The following is an 11825-nucleotide window of genomic DNA, read 5'->3' as shown; positions in this document are numbered from 1 at the left end:
TGACAAAATAGTGTAATAAAAAATTTAATTTATGTAATATTTTTTAATAAAAACTCACTTATTTTTCAGAAATTTTCAGCAAGCTACCGCAATACCGAAACCGCACTTGTATTACAACTCACGCAGTTGAACCAGATGACAGATCCAGAAAGTTTGTGTCAAAAAATCAAACTCAATTTTGGATTTTATGCTCTAACTTTAAGCAAAAGCTCAATAATAGAAATTATACAAGTCTGTTCTTAAAACTGAGAAATTGACGGGCATTTGCAATTTTTATCAATAAGAAGTTAAAACTATGACGGCGAAAGCACAAGATCGCTTTGCAGGCAAGACCATCCTGATTACAGGCGGTGCGGGAGATATTGGCAAGGCAACTGCACACCGTTTTGCCGGTGATGGCGCAGATGTAGTTCTGCTGGATTTGAATGAACCGAAGATGGCAGATGTGGCTGAGGAACTAAAAAAGTACAATGTTTCAGTCGGCACGTTTCGTTGTGATGTTACGGTTTGTGATGATGTTGCCAAAGCTTTTACTAGTGCTGTAGAGCAACTTGGGCGTATCGACTATGTCTTTAACAACGCTGGCTATCAAGGAGTGTTTGCCAAAACGGACGAATATCCCGAGGACGACTTTCAAAAGGTCATCGACATTAACGTTGTTGGCGTTTTCCACATTCTCAAGGCGGCTGCCCAGCACTTGCGCTTCTCCCCTTGGGAGACGCCAAGGGCGAACGGCGGTGGAGGCGCGATCGTCAACATGGCAAGTTATGCAGGGGTAGTTGGTCCGCCAAATATGCTGGCATATGCCGCTTCAAAGTTTGCGGTCATTGGAATGACTCAAACAGCAGCAAAAGATTTGGCTCCCTACGGCATCCGGGTGAATGCACTCTCTCCTGCGCTGATAGGTCCCGGTTATATGTGGACGCGGCAAACAGAATTGCAGGCAGCAGTAGGATCGCAGTACTTTGATGCCAATCCCAAGGTGGTTGAGCAACAGATGATCGATTCAGTGCCAATGCGGCGTTTGGGAAGTCTTGAAGAGGTGGCGAATGGGGTAGCGTTTCTGATGAGTGACGAAGCAAGCTATATTACTGGGTTTAACTTGGAGGTTACTGGAGGGCAATAACAATTCAAAATTCAAAATTCAAAATTCAAAAATAAAAATTTCCACATGTTTGAGCAAAAATTATTTCTCATTGATCAAATTTCGGCTCGATCATCCAATACGGTTCAGTTAGAGCTAAAAACCTTATACCACGTAGGTTGGGGAGCCAGCGCGAATGACGGTGAGACCAGTGCTGCGGTCCTTGTTTCCCGACAGCCAGGCATCTGGCGTTAGCCGTCAGGCGTGCCGTAGGCATACCCGAAGGGCTTTCCCTCACTTGGCGTCTGGCGTTTAAGCGTAGCGCAACCCAACAATAAACATTCTGTGTTGGGTTTCCTTAGGTCAAACGCCACTCGCCTCAAGCCGGGGAACCCGTCCACGGCGGTGGCTCCCCAACCTACTTTATCCTTAACTGAACTGTATTGAGTTATCAGTTATCAGTGTCGTGTCCCGTTGGATCTAAAACCCCAACAACTACTGCGTTGCTGGTTTCAGTTGGGGAGCCACTCTCGTGGGCGGCTCTGCCGACTTGAGAGATGTGGCGTGTGAAATCCCCCTATGTAACTTGTTCACTGTTAACTGTTCACTGTTTGAACGCGCTTCCAGCAGGGATTCTTAGAGAAAGCGATCGCCAAACCATAGCATAGATTTACAAAGACGTTTTAACCCTGTTGGGATACGCGATCGCTTATTGGCGAGACGCAACCCATAAAGATAAACTAAGATGTTGCGATTCTTGGCAGACGAGAACTTTAACAATCAGATTGTTCGTGGTCTTGTGCGTCGTAATTCCGATGTTGATATTGTCCGTTCTTTCACCCAGAGTTATTTTACTCAAAAACAACGCCGCGATAAATTTCCGCAATTGGCAATTCCATCCCAACTGACTCTAGGGAAATAGATCGCTCCAAGCCGTTAAATTCAGTGAGCAACCAACCTTGAGTTTGCTTGCTATAGCGTTCGACAAAGGGTTCATCCTGTTCGACTAATAAATATTCCCTAAAACTAGGAATTGATCGATATATCCGAAATTTGTTTTGTCGGTCGTAATCTGCGGTGGAAGGAGATAGTACTTCAACAATCAAAATGGGATTCAAAACTTCATCTAAGCGCTCATCGTTTAGTTGTGGTTCGCCCTCAAAAATCATCACGTCTGGATATACTCCGCGTCGATGTTCAGGAATCCATAGCCGCAAATCGCTGTTAATTGGCTCGAATTGAGTATCGCGCAGCAGAAACTTGAGAAAGGCAAAAATATTACCACTGATGCGGCTGTATTTAAGCGTTCCTCCGGGCATGGGTACGATTTCTCCATCTCGATATTCGCTGCGTCCTTCCATTTTTTCTTCGAGCGCGCGATATTCGTCCAAAGTGTAGCGGCGCTTAATGGTAGAAACCATAGATCGTAGCCGATTGCATTGGCTGTAGGACAACAAAACTATTTTGTCACAAATTTAGTTGTGAGGTGATGCAGCGATGTCTACGACGACAACCAAACTTAGGCGATTGCCTACGGCAGAGCTACGCTTAACGCGCTTGGCGAGCAACATTGAGATCAATGAAGTTGTGTTAGAAATCACGACGAAGATTCTGGTAGGCTGAAAAACTCTAAAGGTGAGCAATTGCCAAAATTGGTGCATAGTGAGATAACGTGATCAAATCTTTAAGTAATCAAGAGGAGTGATTGATGAAAACTGATAATCTCAGAGTCAATCAGCTTTCACCCGAAACTTACGAGTGGTATCTGAAATACTTAGAAGCATTGGATAGCTTACACATTGAGGCATATAGTAGATTTCTTGCGGATGATTGTTCCGTACAATCGAACAACAACCCTCCAATGGAAGGCAAACAGGTTATCATGCAGGGGCTTGCTGCTTACTGGAAGACCTTTGCCAGTTTGGAACACGACTTGTTGAATATTTATGGCAGTGATTCGTCTTTTGTCCTTGAAGCCTTAAATCATTACAAACGCAATGATGGTAAACCTGTAACCGTTAGAGCAGTCGCTTTTACCGACCGCAATGAAGAGGGTTTGGTTACTTCTGTGAGGTTTTACACGGATACAACACCTCTGTTTGCATAACCAGAACCTGATTGATTTATACTAACGCACCCTACTAGCTAAATAAGGATGATCCACTTCATATCAACGAACGGCTTTCAGGGCATCGTACAATAACGTGTATCGCTTAAAACCTGCTTCGTACACAGCATTTACATGCGGCTGTACCACACTCGCATCCTGCGGCAAAATCTTAAATGCAGCTTCTAAGTTGGGGTATGCACCAACCCCCACCATTGCCAGAATCGCTGCTCCGTAAGCGGCTCCTTCTTCTGTTTTGGGAGTAATTAGTTCTGTTTGCAAAACATCTGCTAAAATTTGTAACCAGATGTTGGATCGTGCACCTCCACCTGTTGCCAAAAGTTGATGAACGGGAGTAATTTCGCTGATAACTTCCAATGCTGCCCGCAAGCTAAATGCCACGCCTTCAAGAACAGCACGAATAATATCTGCCTGCGTATGAGCTAATGACAGATTCACCCAAGCACCGCGAGTATCTGGATCGAGATGGGGACTACGCTCTCCTGAAAGATGGGGCATAAATAGAACACCACGAGCACCAGGAAGCGATCGCTCTGCCATGTCCATCAGCTCAGTGTAGGTGATCTGCGGTGCAAACGTATCTCGATACCAACGCAGAGAACCACCAGCCGCCAGCGTCACTCCCAGCTGATGATAGCCACCGTCCACATGACAGAATAAATGCACCCGACCTTCTGGATCGGGAATTGGGCGCTCGCAGGGTGCAAAGATCACACCCGATGTGCCAATACTCAGACTGCCCCGGTTCAGGTTGCTTGATGAGATGCCCAGACCGATCGCCGCTGCTGCATTGTCGCCTCCGCCTGCAACCACAGGTAATCCAGCAGGTAGTCCCACGCGGGCGGCGATTTCTGATTTCAGTCGTCCGGCGATCGCCGTAGACTCGACTACCGGGGGAAACAATGCTGGGTTGATATTAAGAGCATTGAGAATATCCGTATCCCATTGCCGAGTCGCCAAATTCAAACACCCAACACCAGACGCATCAGACGGCTCTGTTACTAACTCGCCAGTTAGCACATATCCTATATAATCTTTTGGTAAAAGAATCTGCCAAAGTCGAGCATATGCTTGCGGTTCTTCAGTCCGCAACCACACAAGCTTCGGAAGCTGAAACCCAGTAATTGCAGGATTTCCAGTACGCTGAATCAATTCTTGACGGGGAATAATGGCTTCAATCGCATCAACGGCTTTACCAGTGCGTTGGTCATTCCACAAAATTGCTGGTCTAATGACTCTGCCCTCTGCATCCAGAGGAACCATACCATGCATTTGTCCAGACAAACCCAAAGCAATTACTTGGTGTCCATCTAGTTGTTGAGCAACATCGAACAGGGCATCCAGACTCGCTTCGACCCAATCCGATGGGTTTTGTTCCGTCCAACCGGGCTGTGGGATTAACAGGGGATAGGTTCTGGTTTCTTTTGCGATAATTTGCCCTTGTAGGTCAACAGCGATCGCCCGCACTCCTCCTGTACCTAGATCTAAGCCAACTACGACATCAGTCAATTCCCCCTCCCAAATTCTCAATCTAGTGAAGGACTTCAAAAAATCTGGACTTTTAGTCTAATCTTCTCACATCAATGTATGAAAAGGTTCCGAAACGTTCGGAAAATCCTAGTCCTAGTAATTACTTTTTACTCTGTCTAACAATTGCAGTTATTTCTTCAAAAACTAAGTCAGCAGAATGTTGAACAACGGGACTTAAGTCAATTCCAAAATCAAGATTTTCTGCTTCAATTAAGTAAACAGTCACATCTAGTGGAAAATCCTCTTTAAAGATTTTTCTACCTGCGGCTAAAGCATGATCCCAGCGAAAATCATGCAAATTATAACTAGGTTCTGGCAAAGCTTCAAGTTCTTTTCCAGGAACTTTAAATATAGCCCCTGGTTCAGAATCCGTTGAACTTGCATCAATGATAATTAACTTTTTGCTACCTCTTGCCTGAAACATCACTTCCATGCCTGCAGTACCACAGTCATAAACTCGCACATGAGGAAGAGGATATTGGGCAAGGTATTGCTGTAAGCGTTGGGCAATCAGTACGCCTACAGCGTCGTCACTACGATTGAGATTACCGCAACCAATGATTGTGAGCATTTTAGAGCTAACGGCTAATAGCTAAACAATTGAGTGTTACACTACCATAAACACAAAAAACTTATATTTTATGAATTTAAAAGATCAAAATTGGAAAAACTTCACGACTAACCATTTGCGTGACTGGCATGGAATTTGGACAAGATATTCTCCCGAAGGTGAGGTAACAGAATCGTTTCAAAGTCTCAGAAGCTTTCAGAGTCATTCAAAGGAGACCGAAATAGTTCAAAAGAATCACTACGCATACAGTGACGGCAGAAGAGTCGAACAAAGTTGGGAATATAATCAACTCTCGAATAGCTTATCTAATGGACTTTTTCATCCACAAAATGAATCCATGAGGGGGATTTTCTTTGAATCAGGTCATGCTGCTTGGGTTTCAACTAAGTTGAAAACAGATTCATATTTTGCCGTTGAACTATTTTTTAAGATTCAGGAATTAAGACATAGTGTAGGTATCGTTTATGATGAAAGTGGTCGTTTGTTCAGAACGGCAAATATTCGCGAAGATGCTACTGGCTTTCCTAGTCAATACTGGTCAAATGAAATCAATCAATTGCCAGAGCGAGATTTCAGCGGTAATTGGCAAGGAACTGCTGTCACTATAACTCCTGATTTAAAGATTTCTGAGCCAGTCGTGACTCAGTTACACTGGATTGGGGAAGGACACAAAACTTTCTTTTTGCCTGACGGAGTTTCTATCAGTTGTCCAGGCAAAGTGAGTGTTGGCATTTCCTTTACTATGGCAGCTAATTGGTTAGTGAAAACCTCCGAGATGCATCAACTGCTTGTCAACTATGATGAGTGTGGAGATTTCTCGGCACTGACGCTGGAACTATTGTACCTTTGAAGACATCTAAATAGGGGAAGCACTTTTCATACTCTCAGTGTGGGTATTCTGTAAAAGGCACTAACATTTAAGTTGGTGTTGAAAATCTAACAAGGAGATACCTCAATGGCATACCTATTGAAAGTCACATACTCACAAGGAACGAATTTCAAACAGAGTCTTAAGGACTCAAGTGATCTGGGACTTTGTGAGAAGTATAATGTCAGCAGCGGCAAGTCTTTTAGAGTTAAAGAAAGAGTAGAGGCAGACAAAGACCACTATAGAGTGACTCTGTTTGATAAACTTGGAAATTCTGGATGTCCTCAATACGACACTTGGTATGTTTTTAAAACCCATGTCGATATCCAACCAGAAACATCTGGTTCTGTTGCAGAAGTAGTCGTCATCAATGCTTCGAGTGGTCTAAATGTTCGGGAACAACCAGACACGAGTGCTCGTGAACTTGGTAAAATTCCCAATGGATCAAGAGTCTCCGTGTACGGTGAAGGCAAAGATAATGACGGATTTCGTTGGATTAAGGTTAAATCTAACCAATGGGTTGCTTCTGAGGGCTGGGTGGCGACTGAGTATCTGAAGATTTTATCAGTCCGATAAACTTGCAGACCGTATTGTAAGGATTGTTATTAGTCATGAGTCACTAAATCACAAAAGACAAAGGACTAATGACTAATGACAGTCTTATGGGTTTTCGGGTGAGTCGTCTCATTTGGAGAATCTTGTTATTCATTTTCACTAAAGCGACACTTACGCCGTACGGAAACGCGCTAATTTCTTACCCGTCTTCGCATCATGGGCGTGAACAGTGCAAACGAGACATGAGTCATCGGACATCTAAATCGCCTTCTACTCTCCCGACTGGGGAGATGTCTAATGTTTGAATTCCCATTTGTTTTTTATCCTTTGTTCTTTGTCATTTGTCCTTTGCTAATGACTAATGACTAAGGACTAAACCGTAAAGATATCTTCTTCAGCCCAAGTAGGTACCATATTCTTTGCGACAAGGGTGAGCAAGGCATAGTCTTGTCTGTTCATTCCTGGCGGTATGTCCTTGGGAGCACCCATGAGGGTTTGCGTCTTAAATACTGTTCCTGGTTCGAGGTCATAGAAGGGGAATTCAGGTTCAGTACAGCCTATGCAAGGCATTCCAGCACGGGTTTTTGAGGAAACGCGATTCCACAAGATACGGTTGCAGGAAGAATGGGTCATTGGACCGCGACAACCTAAGTCGTAGAATAAACATCCTTTGCGCTGACCAAATTCAGCAACGGATGCTTTATAGGCAAAGTGGATGTTGCGGGTACAGCCTGTTTGTGTAAAACTTTTGAAAAATGTTTGCGGGCGATGGAATTCGTCAAGGGTTATATCACTAAGACGTCCTGTTGCGATCACCTTTGGTGGCTCCCTTATGTGCATCGCCACTAATATTTGACTAATCCAATCAGGATGGGCGGGACATCCAGGAATATTGATCACAGGAAGCCCTGCTTTTGATAAATACTCTGTTCCTAAAAAACCACCCTTTTGCCGTTTGAGAAATTGCAATCCCTGTGACTCACTGGGATTGGGTGCAATGGCGGGGATTCCTCCCCATGTCGCACAATCTCCCACTGCTACAACAAACTTGGCAACTTTTGAGAGGTCAAGTAACCAATCTTTCATGGGACGTTCAGCAAACCGATTCCAGTTACCAGTCCCTTTGGGACCGTTAACTACTGTACCTTCAAATACCAGGATATCCAAAGGAATTTTGCCGGAAATACAATCCCACAAAAGTGCTTGTAAGTTTTCACCTAGTTCCAGTCCTAAAGATGGATGCCAAAGAATTTTAATGCCAAAATCAGCAATTAAATCACAGACGGTAGGTTCTTCGGCATTCAGAAAAGATATGGTGTTACCTGAACAAGCACCACCTTGCAACCATAGTACGTTAGTCATTTGCTATGTCTTCTTATTGTTGAGAATGTGTAACTCTGATGAGTTTGGTAAAGTTTCAACAGAGAACAATTGCTAAAAATCTTTTCCAATAAAATAGGCTTTGTATATACTCTAACCCCCCTAATTCTGTTGAAATAAAATCATCTTATGTTCGCCAGTAACTGAAACAGGCAAGACTTAGCAAAACCCTGTGGAGGTCTTACCTGTTCCTGTGTCTTCACATTTAGCTTTAATTATGAGCTATTTTTTTCTTTGACGCTCTACAAAATTAGAAAATATGATGAAAATATGACAAAAAAAACCAGTTATTTGATTCCTCAAAATGTGAAATAAATCACACAGGTAATAATCATAAAAAAGTAAAAATTTTCATATAAAAATTTTCGCCCAAGCAATGAGAAGTTAGTCAATTCATGTTTTTTTCTTAATCTTATTGTCATTCATCTGCATCAGTAAATGATTGATTAAGTTATTTTAAATGCCTCAATAGTATCAACAATAACATGAAAACAGTACATTGATTAACTCTCACTTGAGATAGAGTATTTATAAAAAAATATAAACTAGCAATTGATAGACTTTTTTGGGTTTACTATAGGAGTATTGCAACCAAAATAAAATCAAAAAAATGTTTGGACAGCAGTTTTCAATTGAATATAAACAGATTGACTGTAGAGGCACACAGCATTGTTGACTGGTGTTAATTGAAGCCAAAACCCTTTTATAATCTCGTTAAAATCTCATTAAAATCTCGTTTCCAGGTTAAAATCTCGTTTCCAGGTCTAAGCAGGAAATGCGATCCAAGCGACTCTGCCGCGAGTAAGGGAGGCAGCAGCCCTTCTAAAGAGTATTCCTAGTATCAGACAGGGAAGAAGGGAATGAGGCAATAATTATTTATAGAAAACTTTTTAAGTTTTTGCTATTTAGGAGAACACAAAATGACAGACTTATTCACAAGCTTAATAGCAGGTGATATTAATCTCATCACCGGATTGATATTGCTAGTAGTGGCAATTTTATTCTCTATTGTTGGTGGTGCGATTGGCGGAATAATGTTAGCTGGTAAGGAATTTGGGTATCAGTTTTCCGCCACGCTTGGTGGGCTATTAGCTCCTGCTGGTGTCATTCCAGTAGTCATCTTAGGGCTAGTTGTACTGAAGGTTCTTATCAATTAACTAGGAGGAGTTATGTTTGAGCTTGGGTGGTTTTCTGCTAAGTTATTTTTGCAAGGAAAATTAATACGTGATCCCGTCCATTTTGTACAACAAACTGCAATTGGTACTAGCATAGGTTTACTGTTACTAGTGTTACTGGCATTCGTGAAACTACCCTTGCTGCTATCAGTTGTAATTTCTAGCTTAGTCACAGGTACAATGATGCCATTTCTCCTAAAAGACTTCAAAGCAAAATGAGTTTTTAGTCATTTTGAGTCCTGAGTAAAATCCGAAAGAATTTATTTGGCAATTGAACAATGACCGATGACACACTTGAAGAATTAGTCAAAGAAATCAGCCGTTATGAGGCAATTATCTCTGAGTGGGATGAAACTTACAGGGGTGTCGTTGTAGGTCTAAAACGAGCCATTGAAGCATTACACAAAGAGGCATTGACACGTTTAATTAAAACTGTGAAGCAAGAATCTATGCCAGCTTTACGTAGTGCTGTTAAAGACGAAGTTGTGTATGGAGTTCTGCTTTATCACGAACTTGTAAAGCCTCCTAAACCACCGCTAACGCAACGTGTTCAGCAAGCGCTTGATGAAGTCCGTCCAGGTTTAAAAAGTCATAATGGTGATGTGGAATTAGTGGATATTAAACCACCAGATACAGTTGAAGTCAAATTAATTGGAGCTTGTGGTAATTGTCCGACTTCAACTCTAACTTTATCTCAAGGAATTGAACAGGCAATTAAGTCGTATTGTCCGGAAATTGTTAACGTGGTTGCAGTACGTTGAGGAGTTGGTGATCAGCACCCGTCAACTCTAAGCCCTATGTCCGAAAGACATAGGGCTTAGCGAGTGTCAAATGACTTAACTACACATGGAAGTTTTGCTTAAAGGGCAGTTGGTGTCGCCACCTCTCGCATAAGTTGAGATGGATTGTAGCTATCTGTAACAACTTGCGGACAACGCATACAAGCTGTCTTGCCTTCCTGTTCCCACCAACGACAATTTCGGCGGATAGAACAGGGTGGAAGTTCCTCAGCTACTGCAGATAAATTCTCTACAATTCGCTGTGCCAAACGACAATCTTTTCCATCAAAATGCATACAACCTGATTCTACACAGGGTCCTGCTGTCCGAAAAATTTCTGCTGGTGTAGCAGGGCTAGACTTTGCTATTAGTTCATCCGTGACAGGCTGCGGCTGCTTCAGATAAGCTATACGGGGTTTTGTCACCGTCCCACTGACGACACCAAAGACAACACTATCTGCTGATTCTGGTCTAGCGCTGGGGCAAAGTGTAGTATTCTCAGTAGCAATGTTTTCTATCAATCGAACCTCCAACGAAGAGTATCTTTGTTAAGGCTCGAAGATTATGCTTTTGAGGCTATTGGGTCAACAGCAATTAGCCCAACTATAATTGGCGGACAAACAACAGCTTTGATAGGTGGTTTGGGAGTTGGTTCGGAGACTGCTATCTTACCAGTTATAAGCGGCGAAACCTTAGATTCGGAAATTGCTGCCGCCGCACCACCTATTATGCTTTGCGCTTCTGTTTCAGCCAAAACTAACAAGGCATCTTCTGAATCTATAACTTGGCTGCGTCGTGCTACTGCATTCTTCACGGCATCATCAATCAGGTCATTTATTTCAAATCTGCCGTTAGAGTTTATTTTGTTTGCGTTCATTTTTACTTTCCTGGGAATTATGAGTGGTGTTAGGTTCAAAAACTGAACCGCTTAATTGCCTAATTTGTTACGAGACAGAATTATACCCATAACAGACAACTTATTTTGCAAAATAGATAATATTTTTTAACAATGATGATCAAAAAGCTTGATAATAAAGGGTCTTGCGAACCCAGGATTTTGTATCAAGTTTATTCTTGCTTTTTCATTCAGTAATTCTTTTGACACAGATATATATAGAGATGCACGACCGAATATCTCTCGAATGTCACAAAAAACCTCGTGTTCTATAGCTGAGATCTTGCACTATTCTCAATCAGAGGCAGAACCTCGATTTATCGTTCCCAGGCTAAGCCTGGGAACGAGTGCTGGGAGAATGGGTGCAAGATATGAATTAATCAATTTTTACGTTGCAATATCAAATGATTACGTTCAGTTAACCTTGCTTCCCATAATGGTTCAACTACAATCGTGCTAATTTTTTCCACAATAATTGCAGGTCCACTAATACTATCTTCCGGTTGTAAATATTCTCGTCGATAAACAGGAGTATCATGCCATTTGTCAGCAGTAAACATCCTTACTGTCTCCACAGAAGCGGGAGGTTCATCGATAGAACGAGTACGAGTTATTAAGGATTCTTCGGGAGTATCCATTTTTTGAATGACTTCCAGACTTGCTGATTCAACAATTAAGGTTTTTTCTAATTGAATGAAACCATAACGAGATTTATGTTCAGCCTCAAAGTCTTGTCGCATCACTGCCGCATCTGAGGTAAAATCAACAGTCAAGGTAGAGTTAGTTCCCTCGTATTTTAAATTGACTTTTAGGACTATTTCCTCTTCACTGCTTGCGGGTGGGGTTGAAGCAAGCAGTGA

15 protein-coding genes and 1 pseudogene are annotated in these 11825 nt (G+C 42.3%); 8 read left to right on the top strand and 8 right to left on the bottom strand.

Annotated features, from left to right (window positions below; all coding sequences use genetic code 11):
- Window positions 1-295 precede the first annotated feature (295 nt).
- Window positions 296-1126, top strand: coding sequence for an SDR family NAD(P)-dependent oxidoreductase (locus DP116_RS22520; protein WP_169157298.1), 831 nt, complete (start codon window positions 296-298; stop codon window positions 1124-1126).
- 594 nt (window positions 1127-1720) lie between these two features.
- Here DP116_RS22520 and DP116_RS22515 read toward each other — a convergent pair.
- On the bottom strand, window positions 1721-1864 hold the full coding sequence (locus DP116_RS22515) for a hypothetical protein (protein WP_169157286.1): 144 nt from the start codon (window positions 1862-1864) through the stop codon (window positions 1721-1723).
- Window positions 1865-1935: 71 nt separating this feature from the next.
- Window positions 1936-2505, bottom strand: coding sequence for a Uma2 family endonuclease (locus DP116_RS22510; protein WP_169157297.1), 570 nt, complete (start codon window positions 2503-2505; stop codon window positions 1936-1938).
- Between the two features lie 76 nt (window positions 2506-2581).
- Here DP116_RS22510 and DP116_RS30020 point away from each other — a divergent pair, with 76 nt between their 5' ends.
- Together DP116_RS30020 and DP116_RS22500 are read left to right on the top strand one after the other, a co-directional pair.
- Entirely contained in the window at window positions 2582-2707 is a 126-nt protein-coding gene (locus DP116_RS30020) for a hypothetical protein (protein WP_281357461.1), read from the top strand.
- An 85-nt stretch (window positions 2708-2792) separates the two neighbouring features.
- The gene (locus DP116_RS22500) at window positions 2793-3191 is read left to right on the top strand and encodes a nuclear transport factor 2 family protein (protein ID WP_096562737.1); all 399 of its coding nucleotides are present in this window, start codon (window positions 2793-2795) and stop codon (window positions 3189-3191) included.
- Window positions 3192-3254: 63 nt separating this feature from the next.
- Here DP116_RS22500 and xylB read toward each other — a convergent pair whose 3' ends face one another.
- Window positions 3255-4721, bottom strand: coding sequence for a xylulokinase (xylB, locus tag DP116_RS22495; protein WP_169157295.1), 1467 nt, complete (start codon window positions 4719-4721; stop codon window positions 3255-3257).
- A gap of 121 nt (window positions 4722-4842) precedes the next feature.
- Window positions 4843-5313, bottom strand: a complete 471-nt coding sequence (locus tag DP116_RS22490) for a hydrogenase maturation protease (protein WP_169157294.1) — start codon at window positions 5311-5313, stop codon at window positions 4843-4845.
- 70 nt (window positions 5314-5383) lie between these two features.
- Between DP116_RS22490 and DP116_RS22485 the strand changes: the two genes are divergently transcribed.
- Both DP116_RS22485 and DP116_RS22480 read left to right on the top strand, forming a co-directional pair.
- Window positions 5384-6163, top strand: coding sequence for a DUF3598 family protein (locus DP116_RS22485; protein ID WP_169157293.1), 780 nt, complete (start codon window positions 5384-5386; stop codon window positions 6161-6163).
- A gap of 105 nt (window positions 6164-6268) precedes the next feature.
- Window positions 6269-6757, top strand: a complete 489-nt coding sequence (locus tag DP116_RS22480) for an SH3 domain-containing protein (RefSeq protein WP_169157292.1) — start codon at window positions 6269-6271, stop codon at window positions 6755-6757.
- Between the two features lie 351 nt (window positions 6758-7108).
- Here DP116_RS22480 and DP116_RS22475 read toward each other — a convergent pair whose 3' ends face one another.
- Window positions 7109-8098 carry a hydrogenase small subunit gene (locus DP116_RS22475; protein WP_169157291.1) on the bottom strand — a complete coding sequence of 330 codons (990 nt, stop codon included), beginning with the start codon at window positions 8096-8098 and terminating at the stop codon, window positions 7109-7111.
- Window positions 8099-9036: 938 nt separating this feature from the next.
- Between DP116_RS22475 and DP116_RS22470 the strand changes: the two genes are divergently transcribed.
- The 3 genes from DP116_RS22470 to DP116_RS22460 are packed head-to-tail and all read left to right on the top strand — an operon-like array spanning window position 9037 to window position 10052.
- Window positions 9037-9273, top strand: coding sequence for an asr0689 family protein (locus DP116_RS22470; RefSeq protein WP_169157290.1), 237 nt, complete (start codon window positions 9037-9039; stop codon window positions 9271-9273).
- A 12-nt stretch (window positions 9274-9285) separates the two neighbouring features.
- The gene (locus tag DP116_RS22465; RefSeq protein ID WP_169157289.1) at window positions 9286-9510 is read left to right on the top strand and encodes a hypothetical protein; all 225 of its coding nucleotides are present in this window, start codon (window positions 9286-9288) and stop codon (window positions 9508-9510) included.
- A 59-nt stretch (window positions 9511-9569) separates the two neighbouring features.
- On the top strand, window positions 9570-10052 hold the full coding sequence (locus tag DP116_RS22460) for a NifU family protein (RefSeq protein WP_169157288.1): 483 nt from the start codon (window positions 9570-9572) through the stop codon (window positions 10050-10052).
- A 98-nt stretch (window positions 10053-10150) separates the two neighbouring features.
- On the opposite strand, the gene DP116_RS22455 is transcribed toward DP116_RS22460, so the two are convergent.
- From DP116_RS22455 to DP116_RS22445, 3 genes and pseudogenes are all read right to left on the bottom strand, one after another.
- On the bottom strand, window positions 10151-10591 hold the full coding sequence (locus tag DP116_RS22455) for a nitrogen fixation protein (protein WP_211173446.1): 441 nt from the start codon (window positions 10589-10591) through the stop codon (window positions 10151-10153).
- Window positions 10592-10632: 41 nt separating this feature from the next.
- Window positions 10633-10947 (bottom strand): hypothetical protein, encoded by a 315-nt coding sequence (locus DP116_RS22450; protein WP_169157287.1) that lies wholly within the window; start codon window positions 10945-10947, stop codon window positions 10633-10635.
- A gap of 398 nt (window positions 10948-11345) precedes the next feature.
- Window positions 11346-11825 (bottom strand): annotated as a pseudogene (locus DP116_RS22445) (hydantoinase/oxoprolinase family protein); the annotation flags it as partial.

Source organism: Brasilonema bromeliae SPC951 (assembly GCF_012912135.1).
GTDB classification, from domain to species: domain Bacteria; phylum Cyanobacteriota; class Cyanobacteriia; order Cyanobacteriales; family Nostocaceae; genus Brasilonema; species Brasilonema bromeliae.
This window is presented reverse-complemented; position numbering and strand designations above follow the sequence as displayed.